Origin of the sequence: Streptomyces sp. NPDC058246, assembly GCF_042881985.1 — a bacterium.
GTDB lineage: Bacteria > Actinomycetota > Actinomycetes > Streptomycetales > Streptomycetaceae > Streptomyces.
In genome coordinates, this window is sequence record NZ_JBHVWZ010000006.1 from 94,730 (window position 1) to 111,759 (window position 17,030).

The 17,030-nt window shown below is 70.0% G+C and carries 17 protein-coding genes, 1 tRNA gene and 1 riboswitch; of the genes, 11 read left to right on the plus strand and 7 right to left on the minus strand.

The genetic code is table 11. The features are described from left to right. Nucleotides 1-113: 113 nt before the first annotated feature. The 3 genes from ACFVXA_RS11245 to bcp form a co-directional block, all read right to left on the minus strand. Nucleotides 114-198 (minus strand) — tRNA-Leu (locus ACFVXA_RS11245). A gap of 54 nt (nt 199-252) precedes the next feature. Then, the gene (locus ACFVXA_RS11250; RefSeq protein WP_390024706.1) at nt 253-1,305 is read right to left on the minus strand and encodes an HNH endonuclease signature motif containing protein; all 1,053 of its coding nucleotides are present in this window, start codon (nt 1,303-1,305) and stop codon (nt 253-255) included. A gap of 207 nt (nt 1,306-1,512) precedes the next feature. Continuing rightward, nucleotides 1,513-1,980: a thioredoxin-dependent thiol peroxidase gene (bcp, locus tag ACFVXA_RS11255; protein ID WP_390024708.1), complete on the minus strand. Its 468-nt coding sequence runs from the start codon at nt 1,978-1,980 to the stop codon at nt 1,513-1,515. A gap of 145 nt (nt 1,981-2,125) precedes the next feature. On the opposite strand from bcp, the gene ACFVXA_RS11260 reads away from it, so the two are divergent. From ACFVXA_RS11260 to sugE, 3 genes are all read left to right on the plus strand, one after another. Then, complete coding sequence (locus ACFVXA_RS11260; RefSeq protein WP_362017746.1) at nt 2,126-2,464, plus strand: DUF3618 domain-containing protein; 339 nt, start codon at nt 2,126-2,128, stop codon at nt 2,462-2,464. 97 nt (nt 2,465-2,561) lie between these two features. Beyond that, nucleotides 2,562-2,864 (plus strand): co-chaperone GroES, encoded by a 303-nt coding sequence (locus tag ACFVXA_RS11265; protein WP_103554526.1) that lies wholly within the window; start codon nt 2,562-2,564, stop codon nt 2,862-2,864. Nucleotides 2,865-2,914: 50 nt separating this feature from the next. Next, nucleotides 2,915-2,986, plus strand: a riboswitch (guanidine-III (ykkC-III) riboswitch). Nucleotides 2,987-3,018: 32 nt separating this feature from the next. Next, complete coding sequence (gene sugE, locus ACFVXA_RS11270) at nt 3,019-3,339, plus strand: quaternary ammonium compound efflux SMR transporter SugE (protein ID WP_384017341.1); 321 nt, start codon at nt 3,019-3,021, stop codon at nt 3,337-3,339. Nucleotides 3,340-3,418: 79 nt separating this feature from the next. Here sugE and ACFVXA_RS11275 read toward each other — a convergent pair whose 3' ends face one another. Beyond that, the gene (locus ACFVXA_RS11275; protein WP_390024710.1) at nt 3,419-5,953 is read right to left on the minus strand and encodes a transglycosylase domain-containing protein; all 2,535 of its coding nucleotides are present in this window, start codon (nt 5,951-5,953) and stop codon (nt 3,419-3,421) included. Between the two features lie 202 nt (nt 5,954-6,155). Here ACFVXA_RS11275 and ACFVXA_RS11280 point away from each other — a divergent pair, with 202 nt between their 5' ends. From ACFVXA_RS11280 to ACFVXA_RS11295, 4 genes are read left to right on the plus strand one after another with little or no spacing between them, the layout of a single operon-like run. Next, nucleotides 6,156-6,956, plus strand: coding sequence for an ABC-2 family transporter protein (locus tag ACFVXA_RS11280; RefSeq protein WP_362017749.1), 801 nt, complete (start codon nt 6,156-6,158; stop codon nt 6,954-6,956). Between the two features lie 40 nt (nt 6,957-6,996). Next, a complete protein-coding gene (locus tag ACFVXA_RS11285) occupies nt 6,997-7,842 on the plus strand; it encodes an ABC transporter permease (protein WP_362017750.1) in 846 nt (281 codons plus the stop codon). A 59-nt stretch (nt 7,843-7,901) separates the two neighbouring features. Further along, entirely contained in the window at nt 7,902-8,879 is a 978-nt protein-coding gene (locus tag ACFVXA_RS11290; protein WP_389512136.1) for an ATP-binding cassette domain-containing protein, read from the plus strand. A gap of 10 nt (nt 8,880-8,889) precedes the next feature. Then, entirely contained in the window at nt 8,890-9,792 is a 903-nt protein-coding gene (locus tag ACFVXA_RS11295; protein ID WP_390024712.1) for a DUF1707 domain-containing protein, read from the plus strand. A 115-nt stretch (nt 9,793-9,907) separates the two neighbouring features. On the opposite strand, the gene ACFVXA_RS11300 is transcribed toward ACFVXA_RS11295, so the two are convergent. Next, nucleotides 9,908-11,266 (minus strand): SGNH/GDSL hydrolase family protein, encoded by a 1,359-nt coding sequence (locus ACFVXA_RS11300; protein WP_390024714.1) that lies wholly within the window; start codon nt 11,264-11,266, stop codon nt 9,908-9,910. A gap of 209 nt (nt 11,267-11,475) precedes the next feature. On the opposite strand from ACFVXA_RS11300, the gene ACFVXA_RS11305 reads away from it, so the two are divergent. The 4 genes from ACFVXA_RS11305 (at nt 11,476) to ACFVXA_RS11320 (ending at nt 15,887) form a co-directional block, all read left to right on the plus strand. After that, complete coding sequence (locus tag ACFVXA_RS11305; protein WP_362017753.1) at nt 11,476-12,903, plus strand: DUF445 domain-containing protein; 1,428 nt, start codon at nt 11,476-11,478, stop codon at nt 12,901-12,903. 131 nt (nt 12,904-13,034) lie between these two features. Next, a complete protein-coding gene (locus ACFVXA_RS11310; RefSeq protein WP_389512118.1) occupies nt 13,035-14,543 on the plus strand; it encodes an MFS transporter in 1,509 nt (502 codons plus the stop codon). Between the two features lie 402 nt (nt 14,544-14,945). Beyond that, nucleotides 14,946-15,410, plus strand: coding sequence for a hypothetical protein (locus tag ACFVXA_RS11315; protein WP_389464508.1), 465 nt, complete (start codon nt 14,946-14,948; stop codon nt 15,408-15,410). A 117-nt stretch (nt 15,411-15,527) separates the two neighbouring features. Continuing rightward, nucleotides 15,528-15,887, plus strand: coding sequence for a VOC family protein (locus ACFVXA_RS11320; RefSeq protein ID WP_389464510.1), 360 nt, complete (start codon nt 15,528-15,530; stop codon nt 15,885-15,887). A 34-nt stretch (nt 15,888-15,921) separates the two neighbouring features. Here ACFVXA_RS11320 and ACFVXA_RS11325 read toward each other — a convergent pair whose 3' ends face one another. Further along, nucleotides 15,922-16,440 carry a levansucrase gene (locus ACFVXA_RS11325; protein ID WP_362017757.1) on the minus strand — a complete coding sequence of 173 codons (519 nt, stop codon included), beginning with the start codon at nt 16,438-16,440 and terminating at the stop codon, nt 15,922-15,924. 45 nt (nt 16,441-16,485) lie between these two features. Next, the gene (locus ACFVXA_RS11330; RefSeq protein WP_389512116.1) at nt 16,486-16,947 is read right to left on the minus strand and encodes a hypothetical protein; all 462 of its coding nucleotides are present in this window, start codon (nt 16,945-16,947) and stop codon (nt 16,486-16,488) included. Between the last annotated feature and the right edge of the window lie 83 nt (nt 16,948-17,030).

A 17,030-nucleotide genomic window follows, 5' to 3' on the forward strand; every position in this document is an offset into this window, starting at 1 on the left:
GCCGGGGGGCCTGGGGGGGGGGGGGGGGGGGGGGGGTGGGGGGGTTGGTTTGGGCCTAACACACCCGCGTGGTGGCCTATTATTTCCCCGCCCCCCCCACGTCTCGTCGGCAGTGCGGCCGGTGGGACTCGAACCCACACGGGTGTGAACCCACTGGGACCTAAACCCAGCATGACTGCCAAATTCCATCACGGCCGCTCAAAAACGGTCATCACGCTCGACCGGCGGCGTTCAGTGTACGGGGAGGACGGGTCACCCGGCGAGAGGTGCCCTCCCCTTCTGGCGGCACCACGTCTCCGTCAATGCATGACAGTTGGGGCACAGATACCGCAGGTTCTGCCTGCGGTTGTCCCGCCAGTCTCCGTTGACATGGTCGATCTGCAAGGTAATCGGGCGCCCCCGCCATTCACCGGTGTTGCCGCACTCCACACAGGCGTATGGCACCCCGATCTCGGCCATGGCCCGGTGGAGCTGGGTCCTGTTGGTCCGTCCGGCCTGATCCGGTAGGACGACCAGCACCCGGTGCGCGGTCGATGAGGGGGCCGGGCGATCCGGGCGCCCCCAGGCTCGGCGCCTGAAGTGGCTGGTGTCGAGATCGAGGCGGGACGCGGCGCGGCGGACACGTCGGTGATTCGTGTCGTTGACCTCCATGCCGAGACCGCGCGCCACGTCGGCGTAGCTGGTGGAGCATCGTACGAGGGCGCGCAGCTTGTCCTCGGGAATCAGTGTGCGCCGGTAGGAGAAGTGGCTGACGTCGATGCGCTGAGCGCACAGCATGCGGCTCAGCGTCGCGCGCGAGCGGCTGTCATCCGAAACGCCCAGTGCGCGGGCCACGCCACGCACGCTTGTCGCCGCGGCCGCGGCTGTCCGCAGTTCCTCGGGAGTGAAGGGCAGATCCACTTCGGGTCGATCCATGCCGGGGAAGTGGCTGATGTCGATGCCCGCCGCGCTGATGCGGCGTCGGATGTGGGAGAGCGTCCCCGTGGCCGGGGTGGCGCCCAGCTTCAGGGCCACTTCGCGCAGCGAGGACGACGAGGCGGCCGCTTCGGCGATGGCTGCATCCGGATACTTACGCCAAGGGCTGCGCTTGGCGAAGTGGCGCGTGTCGAGTCCGTGCGCCGCCACCTTCTCCCGCAGCACGCGCCGTTGTCCCCCACTTGAGCTGAGGCCGAGGCGTCGCATGAGGTCAGTCCAGTTGCGGGCTTCGGTGACGACCGGCGCGAGCCGTTCTTTGCTGTAGGGGTCGGATCGTGGCTCGGCGCGGTCAAGGTTGGTCCTCATCGCCGGTTCCGGTGTGCTCCGCACGCCTGCGTACACCTCCGATATCGGGTACCAGTTCGTCTCCTCGTACGGAATAACGAACCGCTTATCGGATGGTCACGTTCGGAATGTGGAGCGCCCCGTGCCACTTCTGACGGCGGGCTGGGTCGCCCACCAGATCGTGGTCACAGCCGGGTGGAGGAGGGCCGGCCGGTCGTGGGTGACCGGACCTGCCCCGGCTCCCCAGAGGGCTCAGACCCCCAGATCCTTGATGATCTTCGCCACGTGGCCGGTCGCCTTCACGTTGTACAGCGCCCGCTCGACCTTGCCCTCCTCGTCCACGATCACCGTGGAGCGGATGACGCCGACGACGGTCTTGCCGTACAGCTTCTTCTCGCCGAAGGCGCCGTACGCCTCCAGGACCTGCTTGTCCGGGTCGCCCACCAGGGTGACCTTCAGGGACTCCTGCTCGCGGAACTTGGCGAGCTTCTCGGGCTTGTCGGGGGAGACGCCGATGACGTCGTAGCCGGCGCCCGCCAGCAGGTCGAGGTTGTCCGTGAAGTCGCAGGCCTCCTTCGTGCAGCCGGGGGTCAGGGCGGCCGGGTAGAAGTAGACGATGACCTTGCGGCCCTTGTGGTCAGCGAGGGATACCTCGTTGCCGTCGGCGTCGGGCAGGGTGAAGGCGGGGGCGGTGTCGCCGGGCTGGAGTCGCTCGCTCATCGTTACCTCACGTGGCCGGGGGATGGAACGGATAAGGGTACGGATACGGAACGAGCGTAATGGGGGGTGCCGAGGGGTGCGGCACGGTATGAACTGACAGACTGTCGAAGGCACAGAGTCAGAACACGACCACGGAGGCAGCGCGGTGTCGGATACGTCGAGCACGTCGGATACCAGGACTCCGGCGCAGATCGAGGCGGACATCAAGCGCCGCCGCGAAACCCTCGCCGAGACCCTCGACGAGATCGGCGTGCGCGTGCACCCGAAGACGATCGTCGGGGACGCGAAGGCCAGGGTCGTCTCCCACATCGATCACACGCTGGGACGCGCGTACGTCGGCGTCAACCGGGTCGTCGGCGACGTGAAGGGCCAGTTCGTCACCGAGGAGGGCGCGCCCCGGCTCGAACGCATCGTGCCGGTGGCACTGGTCGTGGTGGGGATCGCCGGGCTGTTCGCCGTGGGCTCGCGGCGACGCAAGGACTGACCCACCCAGGTACGGAAGCGGCTGAGGCAGGTAGGTTCGGGGCGTGAGCGCCAATCGGGAAAAGCACAGCACCCACCACGACAAGTTGCCCATCCGGATGCTGCACGACCGCGTGCTGGTGCGGCAGGACGCCGCCGAGGGCGAGCGGCGTTCCGGCGGCGGCATCCTGATCCCCGCGACGGCGGCCGTCGGCCGGCGCCTCGCCTGGGCCGATGTCGTCGCGGTCGGGCAGAACGTCCGGACGGTCGAGCCGGGCGACCGCGTCCTGTACGACCCCGAGGACCGCGCCGAGGTCGAGGTGCGCGGGATCGCGTACGTGCTGATGCGCGAGCGGGATCTGCACGCGGTGGCTGCGGACCGCTTCGAGGGTTCCGAGGACTCGACCGGCTTGTATTTGTAGGGCGTACGTCGATCGAAGGGGCTGGTGACCATGGTCACCAGCCCCTTTTGTCGTGCTTTTGCTACCGTGGAAGGACCCCGACGAGACGCGCCGTACCGGGACACAGGCAAAGACGACGCACCCCCGTCACGCCCGTCTCTCGGAGGTGCCTCTCATGGCCTGGGTTCTGCTGCTGGTCGCCGGTCTGCTCGAAGTCGGCTGGTCGATCGGGATGAAGTACACGGACGGTTTCACCCGGCTGATCCCGAGCGTCCTCACGGGCGCGGGCATCATCGCGAGCATGGTCCTCCTGTCGTACGCCGCCAAATCCCTCCCCATCGGCACCGCCTACGGCGTCTGGGTGGGCATCGGCGCGGCCGGCGCGGCGGTGCTCGGCATGGCCGTCCTGGGGGAGCCGGCGACCGCCGCCCGCATCTTCTTCGTGTGCCTGCTGCTGGTGGCGGTGGTGGGGCTGAAGGTCACCTCCGGCCACTGATCAGCCCGCCTCCGGCCACCGATCGGGCGCCTTCGGTCTCACGTCCTCGGTCCCGGCCGTGCTCTCCAGGCAGCCCGCGTCAGTGCCTTCTCGAAGTGAGCCCGCCCAGCGGTCCGCCCCCCGCGGTCGTCCCCGTGGTGCCGCCGTCCGTCGTGCCGCCCGTGGTCGTCGTGCCGCCGTCGGTGGTGGTGCCGCCGTCGGTGGTGCCGCCCGTGGTGGTCGTGCCGCCGTCGGTGGTGGTGCCGCCGGTCGTCTGGCCCTGGGACTGACCTTCGGTCTGGCCCTGCGTCTGGCCTTGGGACTGACCTTCGGTCTGGCCCTGCGTCTGGCCTTGGGTCTGGCCCTGGTTCTGGCCTTGGGTCTGCCCCTGGTTCTGGCCCTGGGTGTCCTGGCCGGGGGCCGTGCTGCCGCCGGTGTCCTGGCCGCCGGTGGTCGGGACCGGGGGTTCGAAGGTGGGGGGTGCCACCTGCTCGGCGCCCGGCTGGAGCTGCAGGTCGAAGTCCGTCGTGGGGGTGCCCTGGAGGGCGGTCCTCGTGAACTGGGCCCAGATCTGCGCCGGGTAGCCGCCGCCGTTGATACGGGCCTGGCCGAGGGCCCCGTACAGGGACTTGTGAGCGCCCGTCTCCGGGTCCTGGCCCATCACGGAGACGACGGTCGCGAGGTCGGGCGTGTAGCCCGCGAACCAGGCGGCCTGGTCCTCCTCCGCGGTGCCGGTCTTGCCCGCGGCGGGCCGGCCGGCGGCCTGCGCCGCCGTACCGGTGCCGCCCTCGACGACGCTCCGCAGCATGGAGGTGGTCGTGTCGGCGGCCTCGCGGCTCACCGCCTGCTGGGTGTCCTGGGACGGCAGGGTCACATCCGCCGCGCCGTCCTTGGTGATCTTCTCGATGAGCGTGTACGTGCCGTGCTTGCCGTGGTTGGCGAGCGTGGCGTACGCCTCCGTCATGTCGAGGACGCTGGCGGTGGCCGGGCCGAGCGCGATGGAGGGGGTGGCGGTCAGGTCCGGGGTGTTCGAGGGGATGCCGAGGGCCTCGGCCGTCTTCTCGACCTTGCCGGGGCCGACGTCCACGGCCATCTGCGCGTACACCGCGTTCACCGACTTGTCGGTGGCCGTGCGCACGGTGATCTCGCCGTACGACCTGCCGTCCTCGTTCTCGGGTGCGTACGGGCCGCCGCTCCAGCCCTGCACGGGGCGCTTGTTGGTGCCGTCGTAGAGGGTGTTCGGGGTGATGGTGCGGCCGTCCTGGGTCTGTGAGCCGTTCTGTACGGCAGAGGTGAAGACGAACGGCTTGAAGGTGGAGCCGACCTGGTAGTCGCGGCGGGTCGCGTTGTTGACGTACTGCTTGGTGTAGTCGATGCCGCCGTACATCGCGACGACCTTGCCGCTGGACGGGTCGATGGCGACGCCGCCCGCGCGCACGTAGTTGTCGACCTTGCGGTTCTTCTTGTCGAGCTGGTCCATCACCTGGTCGTTGACGGCCTTCACGAAGGCGTCCTGCCGGGGTTTCTGTAGCGTGGTGGTGATGCGGTAGCCGCCCGTCGCGAGGGTGTCCTCGTCGATGATCTTGTTGGACGTCAGATAGTCCTTGACCGCCTGCACCAGGTAGCCGCGCTGCCCGGACATGCCCGCCGAGCCCTTGGCCTGCTTCGGCATCGGGAACTTCACGTCGTTCCGGGCGGACTGGCTCAGCCACTTCTTCTTGACCATGCCGTCGAGTACGTAGTTCCAGCGGGCGACGGCCGCCGACTTGTTCTCGGGGTGCGCGATCACGTCGTACTCGCTGGGCGCGTTGAGGAGTGCCGCGAGGTAGGCGCCCTGGCCGACCGTCAGGTCCCTGGCGTCGACGCCGTAGTAGGCCTGGGCGGAGGCCTGGATGCCGTACGCGTTGCGGCCGTAGTAGCTGGTGTTGAGGTAGCCCTCGAGGATGTCGTCCTTGTTCTTTTCCCGGTCGAGCTTGATGGAGATGAAGAACTCCTTCACCTTCCGGGTGACCGTCTGCTCCTGGCCCAGGTAGTAGTTCTTCACGTACTGCTGGGTGATCGTCGAGCCGGACTGCTTGCCCTTGCCGGTGACCGTGTTCCAGCCGGCGCGGAGCATCGCCGTGGGGTCGACCGCCGACTCGGTGTAGAAGTCCCGGTCCTCGGCGGCGAGCGTCGCGTGCTGGGCGTCCTTGGAGATCTCGGCGAGCGTCACGTTCTCCCGGTTGACCTCGCCGTCGCGGGCGAGCTGGCTGCCGTCCGCGTAGAGGTAGACGTTGCTCTGCTTGGTCGCGGCGGCGTTGGCGGGCGGGATCTTCACCAGGTAGTAGCCGAGCGCGAAGAGGCCGATCAGGAGCAGTATCACGCCCAGGAACGTGCCGAGCACGCTCCGCCAGGTCGGGACGAGCCGACGCCAGCCGGTCCGCTTCGCCTTCTTCTGCTTCTTCTCGTTCTGCTGCTGTTGCTGTTGCTGTTGCTGCTGCTTCTCGCCGGGCTCGCCCGATGCTCCTTGTGGTCCGGCGGGGCCCGGTGCCGCTCCCGGTGCCGATCCCGAACCCGGTCCCGGTCCCATGCTCGATTCCGGTTTCCTGGGTGCCCAGCCCTGGCTGTTCTGCTGTGGCTGCGGCTCGTCGCTCATGTGTCGCCGGACTCCTGTTTCGCATGCGTACGTCCCCGTACGCCCTCGTACGCCTTGTGCGCCCCCTCTTGAAGACTGTCGCACCAAGCGTTCCGTTCCCTGGGCCCGGCACGCGTCGTGCCCGGAAAATGCCTGGCGGGCGACATCGCCCCGGGGCTAGCCTCTTGCGCTTTGGCTCAACGCGGCACAGAGGGGCGGAGTTGTGGGCACAGGGCGGTTGTACGCGGCCGTCGCGGTGGGCGGGTTCCGGCGCTACGCCACCTATCGGACCGCCACGGCGGCGGGGGTGTTCACCAACACGGTCTTCGGCCTGATCATGGCGTACATCTTCATCGCCCTGTGGGACACCAAGCCGCACCTCGGCGGCTACGACCAGGCGCAGGCGCTCAGCTATGTGTGGCTGGGCCAGGCGCTGCTCATGGTGGTGGCGGTGCTGGGCGGCGGCTTCCAGGACGAGCTGATCGAGAGAATCCGTACGGGTGACATCGCGATCGACCTGTACCGGCCCGCCGACCTCCAGCTGTGGTGGCTGGCCCAGGACCTGGGCCGGGCGCTGTTCCATCTGCTCGGGCGCGGGGTGGTCCCGCTCGCGTTCGGCGCGTTCTTCTTCGATCTGGCGCTGCCCGCCGACCCGCTGACGTGGATCGCCTTCCTGGTCGCGGTCACCCTCGGCGTGGTCGTCAGTTTCGCCGTCCGCTATCTGGTGGCGCTGTCCGCGTTCTGGCTCCTCGACGGAGCGGGCGCGGCGCAGCTGGCCGGGATCGCGGGGATCTTCTGCTCGGGGATGCTGCTGCCGCTGAACGTCTTCCCGGGCGCGCTGGGCGAGGTGGTACGCGCCCTGCCCTGGTCGTCGCTGATCCAGGCACCCGTGGACGTCCTGCTCGGCACGGCGGACCCCCTGGGCACCTACGCCTTCCAGGCGTCCTGGGCGGTCGCGCTTCTCGCGGCCGGGCGCCTGCTGCAGTCGGTGGCGACACGGAGGGTGGTGGTGCAGGGTGGCTAGCCCGGTGGATGGGGTGGGTGACGTGGAGGAGAGGGCGCGGGTGGCTTCCTGGCTGCCCGAGCGGCAGGGCGCGTACGCCCGCGTGCGGGACGGGGTGCGCGCCTACCGCATGATCGCCGCCATGTGGATCCGCTCCACGATGGCCTACCGCGCCTCCTTCGCGATGACCACCTTCGGCAACTTCGCGGCGACCGCCCTCGACTTCGTCGCGATCCTGCTGATGTTCTCGCAGGTCGACCGGCTCGGCGGTTACAGCCTCCCCGAGGTCGCCTTCCTGTACGGCGTGGCGGGCACCGCCTTCGGTCTCGCCGACCTGGCGCTCGGTTCGATGGACCGGCTCGGGCGCCGGGTGCGCGACGGCACGCTCGACACGCTCCTCGTGCGCCCGGCGCCCGTCCTCGCGCAGGTCGCCGCCGACCGCTTCGCGCTGCGCCGGCTCGGCCGGATCTCGCAGGGGCTGTTCGTGCTCGGGTACGCCGTCGCCGTACTCGACATCTCCTGGACGCCGCTGCGGCTGCTGATGATCCCGCTGATGCTGCTCAGCGGCGGTGCGATCTTCGGGGCGGTGTTCGTCGCGGGCGGGGCCTTCCAGTTCGTCGCGCAGGACGCCTCCGAGGTGCAGAACTCCTTCACGTACGGCGGCAGTACGCTCCTGCAGTACCCGCCGACCGTCTTCGCCAAGGACCTGCTGCGCGGGGCGACCTTCGTCCTCCCGCTCGCCTTCGTCAACTGGCTGCCCGCGCTGTACGTGCTGGGGCGGCCCTATCCGCTCGACCTGCCGACGTGGGTCGCCTTCACACCGCCGCTGGTGGCGGCGGGCTGCTGCGCGCTGGCGGGGATCGCCTGGCGCGCGGGGCTTCGGTCGTATCGCAGTACGGGGAGTTAGCCGACGTGGACAGGGACGTGGACAGGGGCGTGTACGTGGACAGGGACGTGGACGAGGCCGTGGTCGGGCCCGTGGACAGGGATTTCATCCTGCTCGACGGTGTCGAGAAGGTCTTCGACGTACGCAAGAAGACGGGGTTCCTGCGCAGCGAGCGACGCCAGGTGCGCGCCGTCGACTCGCTCTCCTTCACCGTGCCGCGCGGCGAGATGGTCGGCTACATCGGCCCGAACGGCGCGGGCAAGTCCACCACCATCAAGATGCTGACCGGCATCCTCACCCCGAGCGGCGGCCGGCTGCGGGTCGCGGGCATCGACCCGTCCCGTGAGCGGACCCGGCTCGCGCAGCGCATCGGGGTGGTGTTCGGGCAGCGTACGACCCTGTGGTGGGACCTCCCGCTGATCGACTCGTACCGGCTGATGCATCGCATGTACCGCATCCCGGACCGGCGTTACCGCGAGAACCTCGACCGCTGCGTCGAACTCCTCGAACTCGACGCCTTGTTGGACGTCCCCGTGCGGCAACTCTCCCTGGGGCAGCGGATGCGCGGTGACATCGCGGCGGCGCTGCTGCACGACCCGGAGGTCCTCTATCTCGACGAGCCGACGATCGGCCTCGACGTGATCAGCAAGGCGCGGGTCCGGGAGTTTCTGCGGGATCTGAACGCCGAGCGCGGTACGACCGTCCTGCTCACCACGCACGACCTCACCGACATCGAGCAGTTGTGCCGGCGGGTGATGGTCATCGACCACGGGCGGCTGATGTACGACGGACCGCTGGCCGGGCTGCACGAGGTGGGGGAGAGCGAGCGGACCCTGGTCGTGGACCTGGAGCGGGAGCTTCCGCCGATCGAGGTGGAGTCGGCGCGGGTGCTGAAGGTGGAGGGGCCCCGGCAGTGGCTGGCCTTCCCGGCGGACCGGTCGGCGGCTCCGCTGGTGGCGCGGATCGCGGCCGAGTACCCGCTGGTGGATCTCTCGGTGCGGGAGCCGGACATCGAGGCGGTCATCAGCCGCATGTACGCGGAGAAGGCGGTCTCGTAGGCTGACTCCCATGACCGAGGCTGACTTTTCCGGGGGAAGCGACGATCAGCGGCTGACGCCGCGGGACCCCGGGTCCACCGAGCCGGATCTGCGTGCCTCCGACGCCGATCGCGAACGAGTCGTCGAACAGCTGAGGGACGCCCTCGCGGAGGGCCGCCTCGACATGGAGGAGTTCGAGGAGCGCCTGGAGACGACGTACAAGGCGCGTACGTACGGGGAGTTGGCGCCGATCACCCGCGATCTGCCGGGTCCGGCGACCGCGGCGCCCGTCTCCATGGTCAAGCACCCCGTGGCGAGCGGGGCGTGGGCGCACCGGATCACCGGCAGCGAGGGCTCGTCCCAGTGGGGTGTCGCGATCCTGTCGGGCTTCGAGCGCAAGGGGCGCTGGACCGCACCGCGGCGATTCAACGCCTTCGCCTTCATGGGAGGCGGGGAGATCGACCTGCGCGAGGCCGACTTCGCCGACCGCGAGGTCGTGATCAACTGCGTCGCGGTCATGGGCGGCGTGAACGTCGTCGTCCCGCCCGGTGTCGAGGTCGTCGTCCGCGGCATCGGCATCATGGGCGGCTTCGACCATCGTGAGGAGGGCCGGCCCGGCGAGCCCGGCGCCCCGCGCGTCGTCGTCACCGGTTTCGCCTTCTGGGGCGGCGTCGGTGTCGAACGCAAGCTGACCCGCGCCGAGCGCCTGCGCATCAAGGAGGAGCGCCGCCAGGAGAAACTGGAACGCAAGGCGGCCCGCAAGGAGTTGGGGGGCTCCCAGGACGCGCGGCGCGAGGGTCTCGGCGAGATGTTCGACGCGCTCGACGAGGCCCGCGACCTGATCCGCGAGCGCCACGAGGAGCGCAGGGAACGGCACGAGGAGCGCCGGGAGCGCCGGGACGAGCGCCACCGCAGGCGCCACGGCGACTACTGAACTCGGGCCCGTCGAAGGGCTTTCACCGAAGTGCTTTCAGCCGATGTGCTTTGAGCCGAAGTGCTTTCAGTCGAAGGGCTGCCGGTCGAAGGACTCTCAGCCGAAGCGCGGGACCCTACAGTTCCGCCGGCGCCGACCCCTTCAAGTCGCCCAGGTCGAACACCTCCGCCATCCGCTTGTACCCCTTGTCACTGGGATGCAGGTGATCCCCCGAGTCGTAGTCGGCCCGGAGCCGACGAGGGTCGTACGCGTCACGCAACGCCCGGTCGAAGTCGACGAAGGCGTCGTACACCTTCCCCGCCCGAATCTCCGCGTTCACGGCCTGCCGCACGGCGTCACGGCCGGCGGTGTACCCCCGGTGCCCCCGAAACGGCATCAGGGTCGCCCCGACGACGCGCAGTCCACGTGCGTGCGCCTGCCGCACCAGCCTCCGCAGCCCGTCGGTGATCGTCTCGGGCTCGACCTGGTTCGGGTTGCGCAGGATGTCGTTGACGCCGAGGTCGATGACGACGGCCTTGACGTTCGTCCGGTCGAGTACGTCACGGCCGAAGCGGGCGAGGCCGCTCGGGTTGTCGGCCGGGCGGCCGAGTCCCGCCGCCAGGACCTGGTTCCCGCTGATGCCCTGGTTGACGACGCTGTAGCGCGGTGCGTCGCCGGAGCCGGCCGCGGTGCGCAGCCGCTCCGAAAGGACGTCGGTCCACCGGTGGTTGGCCCCCACCGTGGAGGTTATGCCGTCGGTGAGCGAGTCGCCCAGCACGACGACGGTGCCGGCCGAGTCGTCGCTGAGTACGTCCAGGGCGGTCAAGTAGCGCCAGTACTCGCTCTGTTCGGTGTACGCGGTGCCGCTCACGTCCTCCGTGCGGTCGCCGTCGGCGACGTACGAGATCTGGCGGGCGTGCGGGTGGTAGGTGACCGGGCCGGACGGCGTGGGTGCGTACGTCGTCACGAGGACGTCCGAGCCGTGCGGGATCCGCACCTGTACGGCGTCGCTCAGCACCTGTTCCCCGGCCGGGATGACGACCGAGAGGGCGCCGTCGAAGGTGAGGCGGCGCATGGTGTCGGTCGCGGCGGCGGCGTTGTTCACGGTGGCGGCGACGGCGAGCGTGGCGTGCGTGATGTTCAAAGGCTGCTGTCCGTAGAGATTGGACAGTGTGACGCGGGCACTCGTACCACCGGCGCTCGTGTGCACGACGTTGCGCACGGAACGGCCGGCCATGCCGTTCGTCTCGGTGCCCGGCTCGGCTCCGACGGGGGAGGCCGACCAGGCGCCGACCCATGTGCCGGTGGAGGCGGGGGCGGCCGGGTTCTGCGGGGCGCGGCCGCCGGCGAGGTTCTTCTGGTCGCCGCCTTCGTCGGCCGAGACACCGACGTATATGGCGGTGGAAAGGACCACGACCACAGCGATGATCGCGGCGAGCATGACGCCGTGCCTGGCGGGGGACAGCCCCGCACCCCCGGCGTGACGCTTGGTCATGCGGTGCGTGTCTCCTCGGGCGATGGGAGCCCGAGGCTCCGATGTGATGACCCCATGATGCGTCATGGGGTGAAGGGAGACAGACAGTGCCCCCTAAGGGACCCCCCTGGTCGATTCCCCATCCGAACAGACGCCGGGAACTCCTGTTCCGTTCCAGGAGTCGGTCAGGAAGGGACAATGTGTACGGGGCCGGCGGACGGGTGGAGTGAATGGGACGTACGACATCGGGTGAACCGAGCGACGTGGAGCGGCCTGCCAGGCCGGGCACCCCCGTGCACCGGACGACGGCGGCCTCGCGTACGGCGACCTCGGGGACAGCGGCCTCGGAGACGGCGAACCCGGCGACGGCGAACCGCGCGACGGCCAACCGTACGATGACCTCCTTCAGCCCCGCCGACGAGGAGAAGCGCCGCGGGGTGCGCCGGATGAAGACGACGGCGACCGGCCTGCTGCTCTTCGTCGCACTGGTGTACGTACTCGCCACATGGGCGTCCCACGAGGGCGCCGGCCCCTGGGCGGGGTACGTGGCGGCGGCCGCCGAGGCCGGCATGGTCGGCGCGCTCGCCGACTGGTTCGCGGTCACCGCCCTCTTCCGCCACCCGCTCGGCCTGCCCATCCCGCACACCGCGATCATCCCCACCAAGAAGGACCAGCTGGGGGTGTCGCTGGGCGAGTTCGTCGGCGAGAACTTCCTCTCCGAGGAGGTCGTACGACAGCGACTGCGCGCCGTCGGCATCGGCAGCCGCCTCGGGGCCTGGCTCGCCGACCCGGAGCACGCCGACCGGGTGACCGCCGAGCTGGCCGCCGCGCTCCGGGGCGCCCTCACGGTGCTGCGCGACTCCGACGTGCAGGCGGTGGTCGGCGAGGCCATCACCCGCCGCGCCGAAGCCCAGGAGATCGCGCCCGGCATAGGGAAGATGCTGGAGAAGATCGTCGCGGACGGCGGCCACAAACGGGTCGTGGACCTGATCTGCGTCCGCGCCCACGACTGGCTGGTGGAGCACGACGACCAGGTCATGGACGCGGTGCAGGGCGGCGCACCCGGCTGGACCCCCCGCTTCGTCGACAGGAAGGTCGGCGAGCGGGTCTACAAGGAGCTGCTGCGCTTCGTCACCGAGATGCGCGACGCCCCGTCCCACCCGGCCCGCGGCGCCCTCGACCGCTTCCTCACCGACTTCGCCTGCGACCTCCAGTCCGACACGGACACGCGGGCCCGCGTCGAGCGCCTGAAGGGCGAGGTGCTGGGCCGCGGCGAGGTCCAGGACCTGATCGCCTCCGCCTGGACGGCCGTACGATCCATGATCGTCTCCGCCGCCGAGGACGAGCGCAGCGAGCTGCGGCTGCGCGTGCGGGCGTCCCTGCTCTCCCTCGGCGCCCGGATGGCCACCGAGCCCAAGCTCCAGGCCAAGGTCGACAGCTGGGTCGAGGGCGCCGCGGTGTACGTCGTGACGACGTACCGCAAGGAGATCACCTCGCTCATCACGGACACCGTCGCGGGCTGGGACGCCGAGCACACCACCAAGAAGATCGAGGCCCACATCGGCCGCGACCTGCAGTTCATCCGGATCAATGGCACGGTGGTGGGATCGCTGGCCGGACTGTTGATCTACGTGGTGTCGCGGGCGGTGGGGGCGTAACCGCACCCGGCCGGGGAACCCGGGCAGCGTTCGGTTCGCCCGGCGGAGCTCAGGGGAGCTCACGGGCGTTCACGGGAGCTGAAGGGTCCGCTCGACGCAGAGCGCGGCCCGAGGGAGTGTGAGAGGGACCCATGACCGCAGCAGCCTCGCCGGAGTCCGTGCCCGCCACCACCGGGACCGTCACGACGAACGTCCCCGCCCGCCTGGACCGGCTGCCCTGGTCCCGCTGGCACTGGATGATCGTGATCGGTCTGGGCACCGTCTGGATCCTGGACGGCCTGGAGGTCACGACGGTCGGCAACATCGCCGGCCGGCTCTCCGAGGAGGGCAGCGGTCTGCCCATCTCCTCGGCCCAGGTCACCGGTATCGCGGCGGCGCTCTATGTGGCGGGCGCCTGCGTCGGCGCCCTCTTCTTCGGCTGGCTGACCGACCGCTACGGCCGCAAAAGACTCTTCATGGTGACCCTCGTCGTCTACCTCTCGGCGACCGCGCTGACCGCGCTGTCCTTCCACTCCTGGTGGTTCTTCACCTTCCGCTTCCTCACCGGCTTCGGCATCGGCGGGGAGTACGCGGCCATCAACTCGGCGATCGACGAGCTCATCCCCGCCAGGTTCCGCGGCCGGGTCGACCTGATCATCAACGGCAGCTACTGGCTGGGCGCGATCGGCGGCGCGCTGCTGTCCATCCTCATGCTGAACACGAGCATCTTCCCCAAGGACCTCGGCTGGCGCCTCACCTTCGGCCTCGGAGTCGTCCTCGGACTGGTGATCCTGCTGGTCAGGCGCCATGTTCCGGAGAGCCCGAGGTGGCAGTTCATCCATGGGCGGGGCGAGGAGGCGGAGGGGCTGGTCGCCTCCGTCGAACGGGAGATCGAGGAGGAGAAGGGCGAGCCGCTGCCGTCCCCGGAGGGCGAGATCACCATCCAGCAGCGCAAGAGCATCGGCTTCGGGCTCATCGCCAGGACCGTCTTCGGGCGCTATCCGAAACGGGCCGTGCTCGGCCTCGCCCTCTTCATCGGCCAGGCGTTCCTCTACAACGCGATCACCTTCGGCTTCGGCGCCATCCTCACCAAGTTCTTCGACGTGCCCACCGGCGGCACCGGTTACTACTTCGCCGTCATCGCGGCCGGCAACTTCCTCGGCCCGCTGCTGCTCGGCAAGCTCTTCGACACGGTCGGCCGCCGGGTGATGATCTCCTCGACCTATCTGATCTCGGGTCTGCTGCTCTTCGGCACGGCGTGGCTCTTCGACCGGGGCTCGCTGAGCGCGGCGACGATGACGGGCTGCTGGTGTGCCGTGCTGTTCTTCGCCTCCGCGGGCGCCTCCAGCGCCTACCTCACCGTCTCCGAGATCTTCCCGATGGAGACCCGAGCGATGGCCATCGCCTTCTTCTACGCCATCGGAACGGCCGCGGGCGGCATCAGCGGACCGCTCGTCTTCGCCGACCTCACCTCGTCCGGCGTGGTCGGCGACACCGTCCTCGCCTTCCGGATCGGCGCGAGTCTGATGTGCGCGGCGGGGCTCGTCGCCGCGTTCCTCGCGGTGAACGCCGAGCGACGGTCGCTGGAGGACATCGCGACGCCGTTGTCGGTGACCCCGGGCAAGGCGGGCGCGGCGTCGGCGCCTGCTTCGGCGGGGTGAATTGGGGGAGTCGGGGGGTGGGGGGAGGGGTGGGGGCTGCCGGGGGTCGGCCGGTGTGTGGCGCCGTGGCTCCGGCCGGTCCGTGTGTGTAGCTGTGGCGGGCTGCCGTGTGCGGAGCGGTGGTGGGGTCGGCCGTGTGTGGCGCTGTGGCGGGCCGGGTCCTGTGCGGGGCGGCGGTCCCGCCGTCCTGTGCGGCGCTCGCGGTGGCGGGCCGGCTGTCCTGTGCGGCGCTCGCGGTGGCGGGCCGGCTGTCCTGTGCGGCGCTCGCGGTGGCGGGCCGGCTGTCCTGTGCGGCGCTCGCTGTGGCGGGCCGGCTCTCCCGTGCGGGGCGGCGCTACGGGTGGCCGTTTCTGAGTACGCGTACTCTGTCGGCCCGCCGCCCGGGCGGCAACCCTCGTACGCATGACCGAGAAGCTGCTCCGCCCCCTGCGAACGCGCCCTTGGCCGGAACGCTGGCTGACCCGCGCGCTCGGCGCCGTCCTCTCCGCGACGGCGTACCTCCTCTGCCTCCCCTGGGACCTGCGCAACCGCCCCGAGACGGAGAACTCGACCCTCGAGGCGACCCCGCTGACCGGCCCGGGCGTCGTCCTCCTCGCCCTGGCCCTGCTGCTCCTGGCCGCCTACTTCGGCCACCGGGACGCGCTGGCCTGGCCGTTGCTGCTGGTGGCGGCCCCGCCGTCGGCGCTGCTGTACGCATCCCTGCGCACGCATCCCGGTCCGCCGGACGGGTTCGCGAACGCGTGGCCGTTGGCGTGGGCGTTCTGCACGCTGCTGACGGCGGCCGGGGTGCTCGTGGTGGCTGCGGTGGCCCGGCAGTTCAGGGCAGACTCGGCGGACGAGGAACTGATTCTGGCGCATCGTCTGTGAGGCGCGAGGGCGTGCCGCCGAGCACGACCCTGACGAGCGACGAGCGACGAGCGACGAGCGACGAGCGACGAGCCAGGAGCCAGGAGCCAGGAGCGACGAGCGAGAGGAGCCGCCATCATGACCGTCCGCAGGGTCGTCCCCGACATCCAGGTCGAGTCCGAGAAGGCCATGACGATTAGCCGGGACTTCTACGGCCTGCTCGGCTTCGAGCAAGTCATGCACCAGGGCTGGGTGATGACCCTCGCTTCCCCGTCCAACCCCACCGCCCAGATCAGCTTCCTGACCGAGGAGCGGACGGCCCCCGTCGTCCCCGACCTGAGCGTGGAGGTCGAGGACGTCGACGCGGTGTACGCGGAGGTGATCGCGTCGGGCGCGGAGGTCGTACGGGAGCTGCGGGACGAGGAGTGGGGGGTGCGGCGCTTCTTCGTACGGGATCCGAACGGGCGGGTCGTGAATGTGCTGGGGCATCGGAGGTGAGCCGGCGACTCGCCTCCGTCGAGGGCCCCCGGGCTCACTGGCCGTAGAAGTACCGCGAGCCCTTCTCGATGAAGTACGAGGCGTAGACGCGCCCGAGGGCCGGCTTACCGCGGTACATCCCCACGTAGTTGCGCGCGCTGTCGACCACGACAGGCCGCGTCATACAGGCGAACTTGATGCGCTGCTGCGCCTCCGCCCACTGCACGGCGGCCGGATCGACCCGGTCGCTGACCAGCAGGGGGAAGGCGCCGACCCCGTTCTGCATGCCGACGGGGAGGCCGCCCTTGGTGTCCTTGGCGTACTTCATCACCTGGTCGGTGAAGGCCGAGATGGCGGGCACGGTTATCTCCGGTACCGCTGCGGCCACCGTGAACAGGTGCAGCTTGGTCGCCATCCAGCGCATCCGGAAGTCGGCCCGCCGCCCCACCAGGACGGGCACCCCGGCCCAGTCCTCCCACCGCGTGCTACATCCGTCGGCCGTCAACTGGCGCTCCACGAAGGCCAGGTAGTTTCCGGGCCCGGACTGCGGCTGCTGCTGTTGCTGTGCGTACATGGGCGGGATCCTAAGCCCCCGCAGCGCTCCCGTGGGCGGCGGGATTCAGGCCCCTGTGGTGGACCCCGGTCGAACGATCATCAGGATGGTGACGGTGGCCCAGAGGAGGTTGAAGATCCCGGTGAACATGGCAAGCTGAACGGTGGCCGCGCGGTTCCCCCTCCCCTCCGGGATCGCGTCCAGGATCGCGCTCTGCCGGGGCAGCACCAGCGCCGCGAGGACCACGGCCGCGAGCGCGGTCAGCGCGATCGAGACGATCAGCCAGGTGTCGCCGAGCACGCCCATGTTGCTCGCTGTGGCGAACCCGAAGACGGGGACGACGACGCCGACCGCCGCGTACACCCGGCAGATGCGGTGCAGCAGACCGGTGGTCGCGACCGCCTGCGAGTCGTCCGGGGCGGCGAGGGCCTTGCGCGCGATGGGCGGGAACATGCTCGCGGCGACCGTGACGGGCCCGACGGCGACGATCGCGGCGAGGACGTGAACGGCGAGGAGGAACTTGGTCACGGGGTGACGGTAGGGGCGGGACGGATCTTGGCAAAAGTGGCACTTTTGCCAGGGGGCAACGGATTCTCGCCAGAGGGTGCTTG

Excerpts from the sequence above, each read along its gene's own strand:
- bcp (WP_390024708.1), bottom strand. The coding sequence starts at position 1,980 with ATGAGCGAGCGACTCCAGCCCGGCGACACCGCCCCCGCCTTCACCCTG.
- ACFVXA_RS11265 (WP_103554526.1), top strand. The coding sequence starts at position 2,562 with ATGCTGCACGACCGCGTGCTGGTGCGGCAGGACGCCGCCGAGGGCGAG.
- sugE (WP_384017341.1), top strand. The coding sequence starts at position 3,019 with ATGGCCTGGGTTCTGCTGCTGGTCGCCGGTCTGCTCGAAGTCGGCTGG.
- ACFVXA_RS11275 (WP_390024710.1), bottom strand. The coding sequence starts at position 5,953 with ATGAGCGACGAGCCGCAGCCACAGCAGAACAGCCAGGGCTGGGCACCC.
- ACFVXA_RS11295 (WP_390024712.1), top strand. The coding sequence starts at position 8,890 with ATGACCGAGGCTGACTTTTCCGGGGGAAGCGACGATCAGCGGCTGACG.
- ACFVXA_RS11300 (WP_390024714.1), bottom strand. The coding sequence starts at position 11,266 with ATGACCAAGCGTCACGCCGGGGGTGCGGGGCTGTCCCCCGCCAGGCAC.
- ACFVXA_RS11305 (WP_362017753.1), top strand. The coding sequence starts at position 11,476 with ATGGGACGTACGACATCGGGTGAACCGAGCGACGTGGAGCGGCCTGCC.
- ACFVXA_RS11310 (WP_389512118.1), top strand. The coding sequence starts at position 13,035 with ATGACCGCAGCAGCCTCGCCGGAGTCCGTGCCCGCCACCACCGGGACC.
- ACFVXA_RS11315 (WP_389464508.1), top strand. The coding sequence starts at position 14,946 with ATGACCGAGAAGCTGCTCCGCCCCCTGCGAACGCGCCCTTGGCCGGAA.
- ACFVXA_RS11320 (WP_389464510.1), top strand. The coding sequence starts at position 15,528 with ATGACCGTCCGCAGGGTCGTCCCCGACATCCAGGTCGAGTCCGAGAAG.
- ACFVXA_RS11325 (WP_362017757.1), bottom strand. The coding sequence starts at position 16,440 with ATGTACGCACAGCAACAGCAGCAGCCGCAGTCCGGGCCCGGAAACTAC.